The organism is Rhodococcus sp. FH8 (genome assembly GCF_019266085.1).
Taxonomy (GTDB): Bacteria; Actinomycetota; Actinomycetes; order Mycobacteriales; family Mycobacteriaceae; genus Rhodococcus_F; species Rhodococcus_F qingshengii.
Map to the genome: position 1 here is coordinate 67,148 of NZ_LPNQ01000061.1, position 17,274 is coordinate 84,421.

The following is a 17,274-nucleotide window of genomic DNA, read 5'->3' on the forward strand; positions in this document are numbered from 1 at the left end:
GCCAACACTGCTAGACATGTCGACGCAGCTTTCACGCACTCAAACGTCAGGAGCTTCAGCGGATGAACAACGACACGGTGGGACCAAAGTCCGACGACGATTCCGGGGCTGAACCGAGCGGCTCCAACACCATCCCACCGAGGGGCCCGGAGCGCGAAACCAAGGGGGCGGCCGCTTTTCTCCGAAGCCGTAGAACGGCAGTCGCGATCACCGCAACGACGCTGGTAGTGGGCGGTTTCGTGGCATGGCTCGGGTACACGGCATACGAAGCGAAAGACAACCTGGAGGCGGCTCGCGACCACGCACAGTCGGCGAAGAGCGCTCTCCTGGCCGGAGATACGGGAGTCGCAGAGTCTGCCGCGGCGGAAGCCGATCGCGAAGCATCGGCCGCATACGACAACACCCATTCACTCCCCTGGAACATCACCGCCGCAATTCCCGTCATCGGGTCGCCGTTCGAGTCGACGCGCCAGATGACCGAGGTCGTTCAGGGGCTTACGCGTGACGTTCTCGGCCCTGCCGTGACTACCGGAACTTCACTCGCACCAACGGAATTGGTGCAGCCCGGTGGGCGCTTGGCACTCACACCGTTACGCGAAGCGGAACCGAAACTGGCCGAAACAGCTATCGCCGCGGAATTGCTGTCGTCGCAGGCACAGGAAGTTCCCGAATCGAAGTACCTGGGCCGAGTTAACGATGCCAGAGCAGAATTACAGTCGCAGACAAGCGAACTGGCTACCCTCCTGACGAACACCGCCACCGCGGCGCGCATCGCACCGGCGATGCTCGGCACCGACGGACCGCGCAACTACTTCATCGGTTTCCAGACCAATGCGGAAGCGCGAGGAACCGGCGGCCTGTTGGGTGGATACGGCATCGTCCGAGTCGACAACGGCGCCGCTCGGGTGGACACACTCTCCCCCAACTCCGAACTAACACTGGACAATCAACCGATAGACCTTGGTCCTGACTTCAACCAGCTGTACGGAAACAGTCGACCGACCACCGATTTTCGCAACAGCAACCTCAGCTCGCACTTTCCCTACGCAGCGCAGATCTGGCAGTCCCTGTGGTCACAGGAGTCCGGGGGTGAGCTGGTCGACGGCGCGATAGCGACCGATCCGATAGCACTGAGTTACCTCCTCGAGGCGGTGGGACCAGTAGAGATGCCGGACGGAGAGTCGGTCACCGCCGACAACGTCGTTGAGTTGACCGAGTCGACCGCGTACGCACGCTTTCCCTCCGACAACAAGGCACGAAAGCAGTATCTGCAGACAATCGCGGCCCGTGTCGTGGCGAAGATGACCGGGAACATCAAGTCGCCGAGCGCATTACTGGAGGCTCTGGGCAGAGGTGTCAGCGAGGGCAGAATCGCAGTGTGGAGCTCTCACCCCGACGAACAATCGGTTCTTGCCGACACCGTCCTCGGGCACACCATTCCCGATGATGCGGCTCCGTATGCCGGTGTGGTGATCAACAACCAAGCCGGCAACAAGCTCGACTACTACCTCACACGAGAAATCGACTACACAGCCCAGACGTGCACCGGCGACACCCGAAAGACAACGGTCACCGTTCGACTGACCAACAACGCGCCCGACGCCGACCTGACCGAATATGTCAGCGGGATCGTCGACAACCCCGGACGACTGCCCAATGGCACCAATGTGGCTGCAGTCACTCTGCTTGCGACAGCCGGCGCCAAACTCGATGCCGTCTCCGTGGGTGGACAGATTTCGTTTGCCGTCAACGGAACCGAACAGGGTCACCCGGCCTACATGACCAGGGCCGTCATTCCGCGAGGCCAGACGGTTGAGCTGAAGTTCGATCTGACCGAGCCCACAGCCGAGGGCGAAGCTCGCGTACCGGTCCAGCCGCTTGTCGACGACCCGAAGATTACCGTCGACGTTCCTAGCTGCTGAGCTGACCGGCAAACGTCGACGAGGCCCCTGGCATGTCGCCGTTTGTCGGGCTCGTGAACTTTCAGCAGATTTGAAACTTTGGCAAAGGCTAGCCTATGCTTCCTGACGCGCCTGGAACCGGCCGTCGGCTGCGATCCGTCGGAGTCTCACTCCTCGGCGCATCGACAACGGAAGGTTCCCCATGCGATACGCCCGTGTGCGCTCACTTCGCCGAACTGTGGCGCTGAGTGGATTGGTCATTGCCGCCCTGGTAATCGGCGGATGCAGTAACAACGACACCGCAACCGAATCGAGCAGCAGCGACTTCGAAACCGTCACCATCGAAAGTGCGCTCGGAAACGCCGTCATCACCGAAAAGCCCGAGCGAATCGTGACTCTCGGCATGGGGTCGGCGGAGACCGTAATCGCGCTCGGCACGATCCCCGTCGGCGTCGAAAAGTACGCATGGGGCAGCGACGACACCGGGTATCTGCCGTGGGTCCACGAAGCGGTCACGAAGCAAGGTGGCGAACTGCCAGAGCAGTTCACCGGCGGAACCGATCTCAACATCGAGGCGATCATCGCTCTCGAACCCGACCTGATCCTCGCCCCCTGGTCCGGCATCACACAGCAGCAGTTCGACTCACTCAACGCGTTCGCGCCGACCGTCGCCTACGCCGAGAGCCCCTGGACCATCACGTGGGAAGACCAGATCAACGTCATCGGCAAAGCCATGGGTGAATCCGAGAAGGCAACGTCCGAAATCGACAAGATCAAGTCGCAGTTCGCGGAATCGACTGCAGCACATCCGAACTACGCCGACGTCAGCTTCTCCTTCATCTACAACACGGGCCCAGGAACCCTCGGCGTCTTTTTCGCCGAAGAGCAGCGTGTGGCCATGGTCCGCGCACTTGGCCTGCAGGTGGATCCCGTCGTCTACACCTTGACGGAATCTGAAGGAACAGACTCGGCCGTCATCGGCCTCGAGAACGCAAACCTCCTCGACAAGTCCGACCTGCTCTTCACCTTCTACTCGGACCCGGCCAACCGGGCCGAGATCGAAGCGCAGCCCGCTTACCAGGCAATCCCCGCTGTGGCTCGGGGAACTGTCATCGCTCCGACCGAACAGCCCTTCGTCACCGGTTCCTCGATGATCAACCCTCTGACCGTGCCCTGGTCGCTCGAGCGCTACGTGCCGATGATCGACGAGGCAATCGCGAAGCTGAACAAGTGATGTAGATCAGCATCGTGCGATCGAGAAACCCGCGTCCTATTCGGACGCGGGTTTCTTGCCGTCGCGTTCAGCTTTGAATCGCATCCACTCACTGCTCAGCATGCGATTGTCGATGATCCACCCCATGTAATCGCGCATGTTGAGCACGCGAATGTACGCGGGACCGTTGGGATTTGCGTACTGCAGGGCCTCGGTCGCAAGCTTGCGTTGATTCTCGAGATACACGTGCTCTGTTTCGAGGAATCCGCCCCACACGTCGGAATCCATGACGTAGTAGTGAGTCCGATCCCGAGGCTTGCGCGTGAGCTTGACGAACCCCCGGTCGATCAACCGACGAATGTAGGTGGACACCGATCCGCGACTTGCTCCGAGTGCCTGCGCCAACTCTTCGGCGCTGACCCCTGGCGACTCGCTGATCAACAGATAGCCCGCAATACGTCCTTCGATGCGGGCCCCACCGCCGGACTGCCAGTACACGGAGAACTGGTCGATGAACCAGGTGGAGAAATCGTCACCGCGAGCAGGGCTGGCATCGCCCATTCGTTGAGCCTCCGACGTCTCTGGGTACGAACAATTCGCCACTATTGTGCCAGCACCACCGTCACCGAGCCGAAATCACCAGCCCTGGAGTGGTTGCGATGAACTCGAGCTGTTCGATTGTCAAAGGCGACGCCGATGTGGAGCCAGCCGATGTCACGAACTGGGTCACCACTACTGTTTCGCCGGAGGGGTGAACAACCCGGACCGTGTCATCGCCCGAGCCATCGGGATCGACCAGGCGAGTCACGGTGGTGGAGCCTGGCAACGTCAGTGTGTCACCCGGTTCCGGCACAGCGGTACCAACTGATATTTCGACATCGCTGCTGCCGTCCGCTGTCGAGGCGACGATCCGCTCGCACACTCCTCCCTGTCCGTAATCATCTGGAACCAACGAACCGAGCGGGCGCTCCAAAGTGACGCCTGCCGCGCCGAGATCCTTCCAACGTGCATCGAGCAACTGATTCAGTCGGTCGATATCCATGCGCGACGCAGGTGGACCGGCATTCACAGAATCGGTGTAGCAGGATGCCATCGGCGGCGGCGTCGAGTCTGGAACCGGCGCAGTCACCGCAAGCCCCGGCGCGGTCGCTAACGCGATCAGTTCGTCCATCGTCAAGAGCGGGGAAGCATCCGACGAAGTTCCGGTCGACGTGTCGACGCTGGCAACAACCCGGGATCCATCACCGAGATACGCGACGACTCCGCGCTCGCCCCCGACTTCCGAACCGTCCGTGTCTTCGAAATCGGCTCTGTCCTCGAAATCGGCGATGTCGAGCACTGTTCCGTTTTCGAGATGCTCCCGCCGATCCACCAGACCCTCCAAGCACGGCGGCACCGGCTGATCCCATGCACGCACCTGAACCGAGATATCCGCAGTCCGCCCGACGCGAGTCAAGGTTCCCTTCGCCGACGTAGAACCGCTGAACTCGATCGGGTCGACCCCGTCAGGAAACGAGGCACCCCGGTAATTCTGGATCGGCGCAAACTCGAGCGATTTCGATGGACTCGCAAATGCAACGTCGACATCGGAAGGCAGCGATTCGAGTAGTGCGTCGCTCATGGCGGTGGCCTTCGGTCCCGAGAACCATGGATAGTCCGGGTCGTCATAGCCGGGCTCACCGGCAAAACCGTAGTTGATACGCACCGGCGGACCCGGCGATGCCACCGAATCGCAGCCGGGAATCGACGTGCCCGTGTCTTCGTTCGTCACCGCCGCGACAACAGTTCCCAAGGCGACGATCGAGACGATCACCAGCCCGTCACGCCAGGTCCATTGCTCGCGGCGACGGTTCGACTCGTGTGCGCTGCGCCCAGACATTTCTCGATCATTGCCTACCACAACAACTACGTCGCTATCCGACATACCCGCTGAGGTCGTAGATCGTGGAATTTCCCACCGTTGTCGACGTGAAATTCGCTTCGACCCATTCCTGGATGACACTCGAGGTGCTGCCCCCGCTTTGGCCCTCTCTCTGGCTTCCGCCCTGGCCACCGGCAATGTAGTAGTGAATTTTTCCGTCTGCCACGTACTGGATGAATTGATCCAATGTCGGTGCGGGATCGGAACTCCAACCGCCGATCGCCATCACCGCGGTATTGCTGGCCAACTCGTAGGTTGCTGCGCTTTGCGAGCCGTTGGTCGCGGCCGACCACGTGGTGCCCGCATTGACCAGCATTGCCGTCAACTCGGAAGTACTTTCACTGCCGCTACTCAGTTCTTGCCCGTTCGACGCCGGATTTACAGTCGCGTCAGAAGAATTCGGCGGAGCGTCACCGTTTTGCAGCTCTGGGCCCCCACCCATACCTCCTCCCCCGCCGATTCCGGAGTCGGACACGGCGCCGGTCGGTCCGGCCGTCGGGATGGACCCACCGTGCGCTGTTGCGGCAGTGGCAATCGCGTAAGACGCAGAACCGGTTATCCCTGCCAACGATCCAAGAATCAATCCAGCGACAGCGAGCTTGCGAAATCGATCCTTAGCTCCCACGAGAACCAGGATCGCGCCGACGACAGTGCCCGCCAACAGAATCCACTTCAGCATCGGCAGCCAGTCGGCATTGCGGTGCAACAACACCCAGCTCCAGATTCCTGCGGCCAGCATCGTCGCAGCCAACCCGCAACGTCCGATCCAACGGGCACGGACCAACCACAGAGCGTATCCACCGGTCCCGATCATCCCCGCGACGGCGGGCGCCAGCGCAACTGTGTAGTAGGGGTGGATCGTGCCGGACATGTAGCTGAAGATCAGGCCGGTAACGAGAAACCAGCCACCCCAAAGGATCAACGACGCACGGACAAGATCTGTGCGCGGTGCGCGCCCACAGGCGAGCAGGCCGAACACCAGCGCAATCAAAGCCGCAGGAATAAGCCAGGAAATCTGGATACCCATCTCGCTGCCGAACAGCCGTTCGAGTCCGGCACTTCCCCCGAAGCTCGAACCTGCACTGCCACCGGCCATTCCGCCACCGCCACCGGTGCTCCCGAAAAGTCGACCCAATCCGTTGTATCCCACTACCAAGTCCATGACGCTGTTGTTGGTCGATCCGCCGATGTACGGGCGAGAATCAGCGGGCCACAGCCACACTGCCAACACCCACCACCCAGCCGATATGACAACGGACGCAGCACCGATCACCAGGTGGACCAGGCGAGTCCGCAAGCGCACCTGTCCGGCGATCAAATACGCGGCACCAAATGCAGGCAACACCATCAGCCCTTGCAGCATCTTGGTGAGAAAGGCAAACCCCAGCGCTACTCCTGCGAGCGCCACCCACATAGCGGCTCGACGACCTATCGCCGTGCACATGGCGCGAATAACGAAGTAGCCGGCGAGAGTCATGAGCAGAACCAACAGTGCATCAGGATTGTCGAACTTGAACATCAGGGCGGCAGCGGGCGTAGCTGCCAAAACAGCTCCCGCCACCAAACCCGCAGCGGGCGACGCCACTCGTTTGACGGCCGCGTATACGAGCGCAACCGATCCGATGCCCATCAATGCCTGCGGAACTAGAAGGCTGGCACTCGAAAATCCGAAGATTCGCCCGGACACACCCATGACCCACAATGAAGCGGGCGGTTTGTCGACCGTGATGAAATTCGAGGTATCGAGGGACCCGAAGAACCACGCTTTCCAATTCTGGGAGCCGGCCTGCGCCGCTGCAGCGTAGAAGGTGTTGGCGTAGCCACTCGCGGTCAGATTCCACAAATACAGGACTGCCGTTGCTGCCAACAGGATCGTCAGCGCCAATCCCGTACTGCGCGTGCGGAACCACGACGGCGAGGGCTCCGCGCGATGGGCAGTTGGTGCCGGCCGCTGACGCGGGGCCGGATGCAGAACGGCGGTCATCAGGAAGTCCCTTCACGAGTTACTGTCCTGCCAACGATCGCGTCTCCAACCCTGGCGGCACTGGGAGCCGCCTGGAAAGTTGCTGTGAATGGATCAGGTCAGGGAGCGCTCGAACAGCACGACGCTGAACCACCCGTTGTCGGCATCGTCTCCGAAGTCACGACGCCCTACCTCGGCGAAACCCGCGTCTCGGTAATAGCGGCGCAACCGCACGTTGGTTTCTACACAATCGAGCCGCAGGTACTGCGCGTTCTCCTGCGCGGACCGTCGATGGGCCCAGACGAGTAAGCGTTCGCCCAACGAGGTGCCCGAGAATTCTCGATCGATAACTAATCCGTGCACGTAGCCGGCAGGATCGTTCGAATTGGGCCAGACCACGGGGTCTGACCAGATCAACCGCAGGGCACCGACAATCCTCGACTGTTCCCGGTCTCGCGCAACAAAGAACTCCCCTCTCGAAATCTGCTCCCCGACCTGCTCGACAGACACTTCACGCGGGCGCCACTGGATGATTCCGCGTTCTGCCAACCAGTCTTCTGCCGCGTGCCGCAGCGCCAGAATCTCCGGCCCATCGGTCTCGACCGCTTGCACAACGTCGACAACCATATGACCTCCCCCATATCTGCAGCCGTTCACAACAACACGGCCTCCAGGCCCCAACCCGGGTGTATCTCCGAGTTGAAGCCTATCGGCGTGAAGTTGTGCGCCTGAACGGGTGTCACCATTCAGTCAGGTTTTGAATGTGGTGTTGGCCGGTCGCGGGTGCTGGCCGGGGTCGATCGAGGGCGGCGGGATGAACCACGGTTTGTTGTCGGCGCCTATTCGGATCGCCCATTTCCCGACGAACCCTGATTTGCGGTGCATCAACCGGTGGTGTGAACGGCACAGCAGCACCAGGTTGTTCATCACCGTCGGGCCGCCGTTCGCCCAGTGCCGGATGTGGTGCGCATCAGTCCACGCCGGTACACATGTGCAACCCGGGAACGCGCAGCCTCTGTCGCGGGCAATCAACGCAGTCCGTTGTTCGGCGGTGACCAACCTCTTTCCTGGTTTCGCATCCAAGGGCGCGCCGTGATCGTCGAGCAGAACGGTCGACAGGAAACAATCACACCCGAGAAGCCTGGTCTGCGACACCGACAGCGGTCCGAGCCAGGGCATGTGCCCGACATCAAGATCCGACACAGCCATTCCGTCATCAGAAGCAGCGGGTGCGGCGGCGCAATCCCGATGCTCCGCCAGATCCCGAGCGTTGATGTGCACGTTCACGTGCGGCCGCTGACCACCATCGGTGCCGGTCTTAGCGCAATCGAGATAGCGGCGAATCAGTTCCGTGAACCCATCCGCGGTCCGCTTCGCCGCCGACCGAGAATCCGGCGTCCCATCCGGTGCCGGGATCGGCATCGTCAGACTCGACAACGCCGACAACAACATTTCACCGGTGAGGGCGTCGAAATCACCGCGCACCACCACTCGACCGTTCAATGTCGACGCGATCCGCAGCTCGTTGAGGTCGGTATCCTCGGCGGGTGGAATCTCATCCGATTCGAACAACCGCTCCAACGTCGCGATCACGTTCCGCACCTTCGTCGTCGTCGCCTCCACACCCGACGCAGCCGCCAACAACAAATCGATGCACTTCGGTAATGCCTCCTCCGGCATCCCCTTCGGCGGTGACTCGCAGAACGCCACGATCAACACCGCATGCTCGAACGAGCAATCCCCGCCATCGAACCGAGCAGCCACCGCCGGAAACGGCCGCAAAGCCGCACCCAACGCGGCGATCTTCTTCCCGTCCCGAACCTGCAGCATCGTGTTAGCCGCCAACCAGGACCCCACACCGCGACTGGCAATCACCTGATCATCCGGGCGCAACGACAACTCGTCCACCACCGCCACACGCACAGCTTCGAGACGAAGAATCTCCGCACTCGCTTCGACAGCAGCAGCGCGCAACTCGGCAGCAGACAACCGCCACAGACGTCCGCGTAACCCCACCGCAGAACCAGACACCACATCCGACAACAAGACACTCATTGAATCCCCCGATCCCCTCCCCACACAATACTCGAACATGCGTTCGAGTCAAGAGTGGTAGACCTCGAGCGCCCGCGCTACCGATTCGTCACCCGCAGGTAGCAACGGCAGTCGCACATGGGGAGTCGGAATCTGTCCCAACGCATGCAATACGCCCTTGATCACAGTCGGGTTCGGTTCGGAAAACAGAGCTCCGGACAGCTTCGACAAACTCCGCCCGAGGTCACGGGCGCCGTCCACATCGCTACTGTCCCAAGCTTTTACCAAGCGGACGAACTCAGCGGTCGACACATGAGCGGACGCCAAGATGCCACCGGCCGCACCCAAGGCCAGAAGAGGCGCGAGAAATAGATCATCCCCCGCCAGTACGGCGAAGTCGCCTGGAAGATCCGCGAAGAGTTCGACGGCAGCTGCGTCGATACCGCCCGCGGCATACTTCACACCAACAACCCCGGGCAAAGTACCCACCTCCTGCAAAGTGCCGCTGTCCAGATCGCACGCAGTCCGGTACGGCACGTGATAGACGATCAGCGGCACTGGGCTCGACGACTGCAGATGCGCGAAATGCGCCACCACACCGGCTTTCGACGGCCTCGTAAAGGAGGGAACCGGCACCAACGCCGCTGAGACCTCAGGCCACCGAGCCAGCCTCCCGAGCGCCTGCGCACTGGCCGCCGTGTCGTTACTGCCCGCGCCGACGATCAACGTCGCGCCTCTCGCACGGCACACATTCGCACAGATATCCAGAACGGTCACTCTCTCCTGTTCGGTGAGTGTTGCGGCTTCCGCTGTAGTCCCCAGCGCAACGAGTCCGACCGCACCCTCGGAGAGGACCTGGTGCGCAAGCTGTTCGAGTGCATCGGTTGCAATACGACCGTCGCTCTCGAAGGGCGTGATCAGTGGAACATGGATTCCGGCCAGGTCAACTCGAGTCGTAGTCATAGAACTCAGCCTCACCGAACAAACCTTGTAGGTCTAGTTCGCATTTCCATCGTCGAGCGTAAGCTGAGCTGATGCTCGATGTTCGCCGACTGAAGCTCTTGCGCGAACTAGCGCTGCGCGGAACCATCGTTGCCGTTGCCGAGGCGCTGTCGTTCAGTCCCTCCGCGGTGTCGCAGCAGTTGGCCGTCCTCGAACGTGAAGCCGGCGTGCCGCTGCTGGAACGAACAGGCCGTCGCGTCCGACTCACACCCGCCGGTGAGAACCTCGCACGTCATGCCGAAGCCATCCTGCAACGCCTGGAGCAGGCGTCAGGTGAATTGGTCGACGCACGTCGTGGACTGGCGGGGCCGCTGCGCATCGGAACGTTCCCGACCGCGGCACGGGCGATCCTCCCGGCGGCATTGATCGCCCTGTCTCGCGAGCATCCCGGGTTGGAACCGATGGTTTCGGAGATCGACCCGGCGGACGTCGCCGACGACCTACGAGCTGGGACTCTGGACTTGGCATTGATTCACGACTACGACTTCGTCCCTCGCCCCACCGAACCGGGCCTGACGACATTGCCGCTGTGCAGCGAAGCCGTGTACCTCGCTTCGAGTGACATCGAGTCAGATCCCCACGACGCTGTCGCATCACTGACCGACTGCGTAGAACGTCCCTGGATTACCGCAATTCCCGGAACTGCTTGTCATGCAATGACTATTCGCGCATGCCAGGCAGCTGGATTCACCCCGAAAGTGCGACACCACATCGACGAGTTCGCCACCGTTCTCGCCCTCGTCGCTGCGGGACAGGGTGTTTCGCTGGTTCCTGAACTCGGAGCAATCCATCCGCCGCTAGGTGTGCGCCTGACGCCGATGCCCATTCGACGAAGGACCAAGATTGCACACCGAGCGGGCTCCGACGCTCACCCGGCGGTCGCAACCGTGACAAACGCGCTTCGCTCGGCCGTCCCGCAACTGCTGGACGCCGAGCAATAGCGACACCTACATGTCGAGCCCGAGGTCGAGGACCGTCACCGAGTGCGTCAAGGCACCGACAGCGAGGTAGTCGACGCCGGTTCGGGCGTACTCTGCGGCAACGTCGATGGTGAGACCACCGGATGACTCGAGTTTGGTTTCTGGAGCAACAGCGTCTCGGCGCTGGACCGCGATCTGCGTCTGCCACAGCGGGAAGTTGTCCAGCAGAACAAGTTCCACGTTCTCCGCCAGCACCTGATCGAGCTGAGTGAGGTTGTCGACCTCAACTTCGCACTCGATGTCCGGGGCGAGCTCACGGACCGCACGAAGTGCTGCGACCACCGAACCGGCAGCAGCAACATGGTTGTCCTTGATCAACGCCGCGTCGCCCAATCCCATACGGTGGTTGACGCCTCCGCCCACGTGGACTGCATATTTCTGCAGAGAACGCAATCCGGGCAGCGTCTTTCGGCTGTCCCGCACTTTGGCATGAGTGCCGGCAATGGCGTCGACCCACTGTGATGTCGCCGTGGCGATTCCCGAGAGATGGCAGACGAGGTTGAGCATCGTGCGCTCTGCCGTGAGAAGTCCGCGGGTGGGCGCGACAACGGTGAGCACCGATTGACCTGGCGCAACCCGAGTTCCGTCGGCCACCCGATCAACGACCTCGTAGTTACCCGCGCCGATCACCTCGTCGAGAACAAGCAGTCCGACGTCGATGCCGGCGACAGTACCCGAGGAGCGTGAGACGACCGACGCCTTCGCGACCGCATCGGCGGGAACCGTTGCGGTAGAAGTGATGTCGGGTCCATAGCGCAGATCCTCGTCCAGAGCGAGCCTGACCAATGTGAGCAGCTCGTCACGGTCGAGCGGCGCGGGCAGGATCTTCTGCTCGGTCATCAATGAACTCCTGTCAACAACATGTCGGGTATTTCGAGCGCTCCATCGGCACCCATCTTGATCCGAGTGCTGCGACGCTGATTCGGATCTGTTTCAGGATAGTCGGTGCGGGTATGGCAGCCACGGCTCTCGGTTCGCGCCACGGCCACGTCGACCAATGCAGTCGCGGTCAACGTGAGCGCCGCGTCTTCGAGGTCCGGAGCAGCCACCGCCACTGTCTGTTCGGCGTCGGCAAGCGCGGCTCGCGCAATCTGGAGACCGCCTCCGTCGCGAACCACCGACGCGTGTGCCGTCATGACGGACTGCACGGTCTCTCGCGGCAGGATCGGCATCGGCTTGCGCACCACGTTGACCACTTCGGCATGAACCTCGCGACGCTCGGCAGCTGCGATTCCTGCACGCTCCCCGACTACCAAACCCTCGAGAAGGCTGTTGGACGCAAGACGATTCGCGCCGTGCAATCCCGTGCGAGCCACTTCGCCTGCTGCGTAGAGACCAGGCACTCCCGTTCGTCCATGGACGTCGGTGGCGACTCCGCCGCACGAATAGTGCGCGGCCGGAGCGACCGGAATTAATTGGGTGCGTGGATCGATGCCCGCTTCGAGGCAGGACGCCGTGATGGTCGGGAATCTCGAATCGAAACCGTCGAGCTTGCGAGCGTCGAGATAGACGTGATCAGTGCCGAGATCGCGTAGGCGTGCTGCGATTGCCCTCGAGACCACGTCACGCGGGGCGAGATCACCCAGCGGATGAACACCTGCGGTGACCGAATCACCGTTGGTGTCGACAAGAATCGCGCCCTCGCCGCGGACCGCCTCACTGATCAGGGGTCGGCGGCCTACCCCGCCCGGAGTGAAGAGCACCGTCGGATGGAACTGAACGAACTCCAGGTCCGCAATCGCCGCACCGGCTTCGAGTGCCAACGCGATTCCGTCGGCAGTCGCTCCGGGCGGATTTGTGCTGCAGGCATACAGCTGACCGAGTCCGCCGGTAGCGAGCAGCACCGCGGGCGCATGGATCACTCCGAGGCCTTCCGGCGAGGAGACGATGAGTCCGCACACCCCACGCCGGTTGGTCACCACCTGGACTGCCGCTGCACCGAACAGAACGGGGAGCCCGGCAGCATTGAGAGCCCGCTGCACTTCCGCGCCAGTGGCGTCGCCGCCGGCATGGATGATCCGACGCGTGCTGTGCCCACCCTCGCGGGTGCGCGACACCTCGCCGTCTCGCCCGCGATCGAAGACCGCTCCCAACGCGGCCAGCGCAGCAACAGCGTCGTGACCAGCTTCGACGATGGAATAGACGGCTTCCTCGTCGCACAAACCGACGCCGGCCTCACACGTATCCGAAACGTGCGACTCGACGGAATCCGTATTCAGATCGTCGACGACCGCGATGCCGCCCTGCGCGTACTGAGTCGCGGTGTCCGTCGGACCGCCCTTGCTGACCGTGAGTACTTTCAGTCCCCGCAGGGAAGCGGTGCGCGCAGCGGTGAGGCCCGCGACACCGCCTCCCACGACGACCAGGTCGGCATGAGCCTCCCAGGCGAAACGCCCGGCAGGGCTGGTCACTCGCCGCCGCCCGGATTACCGATCTCGATCATGCGCTGCACCGACTTCTGTGCACGCTTGGCCATCTCGAGATCGACGTGGACCTCGTCCTTGCCCTCGAGAAGGCAGCGAAGCAACGCGGCAGGCGTGATCATCTTCATGTACGGGCACGACGCGCGGTCGTTGACGGCCTGGAAATCGACGTCGGGCGCTGCCTTGCGCAACTGGTGCAGCATCCCGATCTCGGTCGCGACCAGAACCTGCTTGCTCTTGGTGACGCGGGCCGCGTCGAGCATTCCGCCGGTGGAGAGAATCTTGACCTTGTCCGCGGGGACCGCGCCTTCACCGGCTAGGTACAGAGCCGAAGTAGCGCAACCACATTCAGGGTGCACGAACAGCTCGGCGTCCGGGTGCGACTTGGACTTGGCCGTCAGCTCGTCACCGTTGATGCCGGCGTGCACGTGGCACTCACCAGCCCAGATCTGCATGTTGGTACGGCCCGTCACGCGCTTGACGTGAGCTCCCAGGAACTGGTCCGGCAGGAACAGAACCTCGCGGTCGGGATCGATCGAGTTGACCACGTCGACGGCATTGGACGAGGTGCAGCAGATGTCGGTGAGACCCTTCACCTCTGCGGTTGTGTTCACGTACGACACCACCAGCGCGTTCGGGTTGTCGGCCTTCCACTCACGAAGCTGCTCGGCATTGATCGAGTCGGCCAGAGAGCAGCCGGCTCGCTCGTCCGGGATCAGCACGGTCTTGGACGGCGACAGGATCTTCGCGGTCTCGGCCATGAAGTGCACACCGCAGAAGACAATCGTGTCCTCGGGCGCCTCGGCAGCGATTCGTGACAGCGCCAGGGAGTCACCGACATGATCGGCGACGTCCTGAATCGCAGGCAGCTGGTAGTTGTGCGCAAGAATCGTCGCGCCGCGTTCGCGAGCCAGACGTTTGATCTCAGCGGCCCACTCGGGGGTCGCTTCGACTCCGTTGTATCCGCCGGGGCCGTCGTGAATCTGCGAGGCCGATCCCTCCCATAACGTCGTGGTCGTCATGGCGTTCTCCTTCACCGTGAACCCGGGCTCGTCACCCAGTTCAAATCCGGACGGGCTGGCCCGGATTTCCGTATTCGAGGTTTTCGACTTAGGATCGAAAACGTGCCCAATAGTAACACCACCCACGAAGTGCTTGCAGCGGTGTTCCAAGTTCGCACCTTCCCCGCAAGCATCGCCGCAGGTGACGGCGATCACTGCCCGCAAGGGCGTGAAGAGTTGGCCGTGCTGCTGTGGCAGCGTGCACTCAACCCACAGAAGGGCACGTGGTCCCTGCCCGGGGGCACTTTGCGCGACGACGAGGACCTGACGACCTCCGCTCGACGACTCCTCGCCGAGAAGGTCGACCTACGAAAGGTCGCCCACCTCGAACAGCTCTCCGTCTTCAGTGATCCACAGCGCGTGCCGGGTCCGCGCCGCATCGCGTCGACCTTCCTCGGACTCGTTCCCCTCAGCGCCGACCCACAACTGCCACCGGACACGGCCTGGCACCCCGTTTCGAAGTTGCCGGAGATGTCGTTCGACCACGGAACCGTCGTACGGCACGCGCGCAATCGACTCGCCGCGAAACTCTCGTACACCAACATCGCATTCGGGCTGGCCCCGGAAGAGTTCGCGATGTCGACACTGCGCGAAATCTACTGCGCTGCCCTCGGTTACCAGGTCGATGCCACCAACTTGCAACGCGTGCTGGGGCGTCGAGGCGTTCTGACTCCCACCGGCAACACCGCACCGTCCGGCAAGTCGGGTGGACGTCCACCCGCCCTGTACCGTTTCACCGACTCCACCTTGCGGGTCACCGACGAATTCGCCGCACTACGGCCGCCAAGCTGACACCGATCGCACTGTCAGGCAACAGCTTCGAGACTTCCGCGTTGCAACCACACCGAGGTCACGGCGCCGGCCGGATCGATGACCCGGTTGATTACACCGAACCGAGTCGTCACCCGATCGAGAATCCGATCGGCCTGCCAACGATCCGTCGGATCGGCGACAATCGCAAAGAAGCGATGGGCAGGTTTTCCCGCCATGACGCGAACCAATTCGGTGACCGTCCGCGCCGTGACTGCCACGCTCCAACCAGCGTCGAGAAACTCGGCGGCCGTGCGCGCACCGTGCTCGAATCCGATGTCCGTGACAAGTACAACTCCCCTGTTGGGGGCGATCTCTGAAACACTCATTGCCGAACCTCCACTCGGAATCAAACTTCTTGACTCCTATGTAAGTCCGCAATCTTGTGCTTCCCTTGTGCTGGTTCTGTGAGAACTCTGGGGAATTGCGCGCCCCACCTCAGACAGCCCTGGAAAGGCCCGCCCAGAAGACCGTCGAGGCCGCGTTCACCACCTCGCCCACCGGCACGTCGCCCAACATTCCGCCCGCAGCAAGCGTCGCGACGCCGTGGAACGTCGCAAAGGCAACCAGCGCAATGCTTTCCGGATCACCGGCGGCAATGTCACCGGCGGCCTGAGCTTCCGACACGAGCCGGACGGTCAGGTCCATCGTCGCGTGCCCCGCGTTGACGACAGTTTCGGCGGCGCCCGGCGCATGCTTGTTGCTGTACATCAGAGAGAGCAGGCCCGGATGCTCCAGCGCAAAATCCACGTAGGCATTGGCGAGCGAGGAGAACCGGGCCCTCGCGGTCGGTGGAGCATCCGCGACTGCCCGCTCGAGCGCACCGGTCATCCGATGGAATCCACTTTCGGCCAAGGCATCGAGCAAAGCCTGGCGATCACGAAAGTGCTTGCCCGGAGCCGCGTGGCTCACGCCCGCCTCACGCGCGAGTTGCCTCAGCGACAACTTGTCGACGCCATCTCGTTCGAGTGTTGCTTCGGCCGACGCCAGGAGTTCCTGTCGCAGGCTGCCGTGATGATACGGCTGTTCGTGGGCGGGCATGGTGGCACCATATCAAAATGTTGTCATTGACAACTATGGTGTCAGTGCCTACATTTGGGATCACCCGAACCGAAGGAGCCACCATGGCCATCGACGTAGCCGGAACCACCGTCCTCATCACCGGAGCCAGCGCTGGGCTCGGAGTGGAATTCGCTCATCGCTTTGCCGCTCGCGGCGCAAACCTGGTTCTGGTCGCCAGGCGGGCCGACCGCCTCGAGGCACTCGCCACCGAACTCCGTGGCGCCCACGGCATCATCGTGACAGTCCTGCCCGCCGACCTGGCCGCACCCGGCGTCGGTGCATCGCTGCACCAGGAGCTGACAAACCGTGGCATCACCGTCGACTCGCTGATCAACAACGCCGGATTCGGAACACACGGGGCATTCGTGGACGAAGATCTCGAGCGCGTCACGTCCGAGATTCAGCTCAACATCGCCACGCTGGTCGAGCTGACACACACATTCCTGCCCGACCTTCTCACCGGCCGCGGAGCACTGGTCAACATCGCCAGCACAGCGTCGTTCCAGCCGACACCGGGCATGGCCGTCTACGGCGCGTCCAAGGCGTTCGTACTCAACTTCACCGAAGCACTCTGGGCCGAAGCTCGCGGCAGCGAATTGACTGTATTGGCGGTGTGCCCCGGTCCGACGCGCACCGAGTTCTTCGACGTAGTCGGCTCCGAAGACGCAGCGGTCGGGCGAATGCAGACGGCAACTCAGGTGGTGGACACCGCTTTCCGAGCACTGGATCGACGCAACGCGCCGCCGACCGTCGTATCGGGACTGCCGAACTGGGTGTCCTCGATCAGCACTCGCTTCGCAACCCGCCGGTTGGGCGCGCTGATTTCCGGGCGACTGTTGGGTGACGTGCGAATGAAAGCCGAAACCAAGCGCTCGTCGACCTCTGCGGCGTAGCGACGCAACAG

The 17,274-nt window shown here is 62.4% G+C and carries 16 protein-coding genes; 5 read left to right on the top strand and 11 right to left on the bottom strand.

The genetic code is table 11. The features are described 5' to 3' along the window. Positions 1 to 62 precede the first annotated feature (62 nt). Both ATN38_RS11785 and ATN38_RS11790 read left to right on the top strand, forming a co-directional pair. The gene (locus ATN38_RS11785; protein ID WP_073513045.1) at positions 63 to 1,922 is read left to right on the top strand and encodes a DUF4012 domain-containing protein; all 1,860 of its coding nucleotides are present in this window, start codon (positions 63 to 65) and stop codon (positions 1,920 to 1,922) included. 181 nt (positions 1,923 to 2,103) lie between these two features. Further along, entirely contained in the window at positions 2,104 to 3,135 is a 1,032-nt protein-coding gene (locus ATN38_RS11790) for an iron-siderophore ABC transporter substrate-binding protein (RefSeq protein WP_020969805.1), read from the top strand. Positions 3,136 to 3,171: 36 nt separating this feature from the next. Here the strand turns inward: ATN38_RS11790 and ATN38_RS11795 are convergent, their stop codons facing one another. The 6 genes from ATN38_RS11795 to ATN38_RS11820 all read right to left on the bottom strand — a co-directional run bounded on the left by ATN38_RS11795 (position 3,172) and on the right by ATN38_RS11820 (position 9,995). Next, complete coding sequence (locus ATN38_RS11795) at positions 3,172 to 3,675, bottom strand: GbsR/MarR family transcriptional regulator (RefSeq protein ID WP_003942377.1); 504 nt, start codon at positions 3,673 to 3,675, stop codon at positions 3,172 to 3,174. Between the two features lie 61 nt (positions 3,676 to 3,736). After that, complete coding sequence (locus ATN38_RS11800) at positions 3,737 to 4,993, bottom strand: hypothetical protein (protein WP_065456570.1); 1,257 nt, start codon at positions 4,991 to 4,993, stop codon at positions 3,737 to 3,739. Positions 4,994 to 5,027: 34 nt separating this feature from the next. Next, positions 5,028 to 7,019 carry a glycosyltransferase family 39 protein gene (locus ATN38_RS11805; protein WP_081305501.1) on the bottom strand — a complete coding sequence of 664 codons (1,992 nt, stop codon included), beginning with the start codon at positions 7,017 to 7,019 and terminating at the stop codon, positions 5,028 to 5,030. 93 nt (positions 7,020 to 7,112) lie between these two features. After that, a complete protein-coding gene (locus ATN38_RS11810; RefSeq protein WP_054801584.1) occupies positions 7,113 to 7,625 on the bottom strand; it encodes a GNAT family N-acetyltransferase in 513 nt (170 codons plus the stop codon). Positions 7,626 to 7,748: 123 nt separating this feature from the next. Further along, entirely contained in the window at positions 7,749 to 9,053 is a 1,305-nt protein-coding gene (locus tag ATN38_RS11815) for an HNH endonuclease signature motif containing protein (RefSeq protein ID WP_218748050.1), read from the bottom strand. Between the two features lie 48 nt (positions 9,054 to 9,101). Further along, a complete protein-coding gene (locus tag ATN38_RS11820; RefSeq protein WP_042450125.1) occupies positions 9,102 to 9,995 on the bottom strand; it encodes a dihydrodipicolinate synthase family protein in 894 nt (297 codons plus the stop codon). 71 nt (positions 9,996 to 10,066) lie between these two features. On the opposite strand from ATN38_RS11820, the gene ATN38_RS11825 reads away from it, so the two are divergent. Continuing rightward, entirely contained in the window at positions 10,067 to 10,975 is a 909-nt protein-coding gene (locus ATN38_RS11825; protein WP_030537090.1) for a LysR substrate-binding domain-containing protein, read from the top strand. Between the two features lie 6 nt (positions 10,976 to 10,981). On the opposite strand, the gene nadC is transcribed toward ATN38_RS11825, so the two are convergent. From nadC to nadA, 3 genes are read right to left on the bottom strand one after another with little or no spacing between them, the layout of a single operon-like run. Further along, entirely contained in the window at positions 10,982 to 11,854 is an 873-nt protein-coding gene (nadC, locus tag ATN38_RS11830; RefSeq protein ID WP_003941805.1) for a carboxylating nicotinate-nucleotide diphosphorylase, read from the bottom strand. Beyond that, a complete protein-coding gene (locus ATN38_RS11835) occupies positions 11,854 to 13,425 on the bottom strand; it encodes an L-aspartate oxidase (RefSeq protein WP_003941771.1) in 1,572 nt (523 codons plus the stop codon). The genes nadC and ATN38_RS11835 overlap by 1 nt, the downstream gene beginning before the upstream one ends. Next, the gene (gene nadA / locus ATN38_RS11840) at positions 13,422 to 14,459 is read right to left on the bottom strand and encodes a quinolinate synthase NadA (protein ID WP_003941702.1); all 1,038 of its coding nucleotides are present in this window, start codon (positions 14,457 to 14,459) and stop codon (positions 13,422 to 13,424) included. The genes ATN38_RS11835 and nadA overlap by 4 nt, the downstream gene beginning before the upstream one ends. A 102-nt stretch (positions 14,460 to 14,561) precedes the next feature. Here nadA and ATN38_RS11845 point away from each other — a divergent pair, with 102 nt between their 5' ends. Next, positions 14,562 to 15,290, top strand: a complete 729-nt coding sequence (locus ATN38_RS11845; protein ID WP_007733069.1) for an NUDIX domain-containing protein — start codon at positions 14,562 to 14,564, stop codon at positions 15,288 to 15,290. 14 nt (positions 15,291 to 15,304) lie between these two features. Here the strand turns inward: ATN38_RS11845 and ATN38_RS11850 are convergent, their stop codons facing one another. Together ATN38_RS11850 and ATN38_RS11855 are read right to left on the bottom strand one after the other, a co-directional pair. Next, on the bottom strand, positions 15,305 to 15,637 hold the full coding sequence (locus tag ATN38_RS11850) for a hypothetical protein (RefSeq protein ID WP_003941794.1): 333 nt from the start codon (positions 15,635 to 15,637) through the stop codon (positions 15,305 to 15,307). Positions 15,638 to 15,746: 109 nt separating this feature from the next. Further along, positions 15,747 to 16,349: a TetR/AcrR family transcriptional regulator gene (locus tag ATN38_RS11855; protein ID WP_007733070.1), complete on the bottom strand. Its 603-nt coding sequence runs from the start codon at positions 16,347 to 16,349 to the stop codon at positions 15,747 to 15,749. 83 nt (positions 16,350 to 16,432) lie between these two features. Here ATN38_RS11855 and ATN38_RS11860 point away from each other — a divergent pair, with 83 nt between their 5' ends. Continuing rightward, positions 16,433 to 17,263 (top strand): SDR family oxidoreductase, encoded by an 831-nt coding sequence (locus ATN38_RS11860; protein WP_054186696.1) that lies wholly within the window; start codon positions 16,433 to 16,435, stop codon positions 17,261 to 17,263. Positions 17,264 to 17,274: the final 11 nt, after the last annotated feature.

What these genes read in the sequence shown, in the direction of transcription:
- ATN38_RS11785 (WP_073513045.1), top strand. Translation starts at nt 63, where the DNA reads ATGAACAACGACACGGTGGGACCAAAGTCCGACGACGATTCCGGGGCT.
- ATN38_RS11850 (WP_003941794.1), bottom strand. Translation starts at nt 15,637, where the DNA reads ATGAGTGTTTCAGAGATCGCCCCCAACAGGGGAGTTGTACTTGTCACG.
- ATN38_RS11805 (WP_081305501.1), bottom strand. Translation starts at nt 7,019, where the DNA reads ATGACCGCCGTTCTGCATCCGGCCCCGCGTCAGCGGCCGGCACCAACT.
- ATN38_RS11815 (WP_218748050.1), bottom strand. Translation starts at nt 9,053, where the DNA reads ATGAGTGTCTTGTTGTCGGATGTGGTGTCTGGTTCTGCGGTGGGGTTA.
- nadC (WP_003941805.1), bottom strand. Translation starts at nt 11,854, where the DNA reads ATGACCGAGCAGAAGATCCTGCCCGCGCCGCTCGACCGTGACGAGCTG.
- ATN38_RS11790 (WP_020969805.1), top strand. Translation starts at nt 2,104, where the DNA reads ATGCGATACGCCCGTGTGCGCTCACTTCGCCGAACTGTGGCGCTGAGT.
- ATN38_RS11825 (WP_030537090.1), top strand. Translation starts at nt 10,067, where the DNA reads ATGCTCGATGTTCGCCGACTGAAGCTCTTGCGCGAACTAGCGCTGCGC.
- nadA (WP_003941702.1), bottom strand. Translation starts at nt 14,459, where the DNA reads ATGACGACCACGACGTTATGGGAGGGATCGGCCTCGCAGATTCACGAC.
- ATN38_RS11855 (WP_007733070.1), bottom strand. Translation starts at nt 16,349, where the DNA reads ATGCCCGCCCACGAACAGCCGTATCATCACGGCAGCCTGCGACAGGAA.
- ATN38_RS11820 (WP_042450125.1), bottom strand. Translation starts at nt 9,995, where the DNA reads ATGACTACGACTCGAGTTGACCTGGCCGGAATCCATGTTCCACTGATC.
- ATN38_RS11860 (WP_054186696.1), top strand. Translation starts at nt 16,433, where the DNA reads ATGGCCATCGACGTAGCCGGAACCACCGTCCTCATCACCGGAGCCAGC.
- ATN38_RS11800 (WP_065456570.1), bottom strand. Translation starts at nt 4,993, where the DNA reads ATGTCTGGGCGCAGCGCACACGAGTCGAACCGTCGCCGCGAGCAATGG.
- ATN38_RS11810 (WP_054801584.1), bottom strand. Translation starts at nt 7,625, where the DNA reads ATGGTTGTCGACGTTGTGCAAGCGGTCGAGACCGATGGGCCGGAGATT.
- ATN38_RS11795 (WP_003942377.1), bottom strand. Translation starts at nt 3,675, where the DNA reads ATGGGCGATGCCAGCCCTGCTCGCGGTGACGATTTCTCCACCTGGTTC.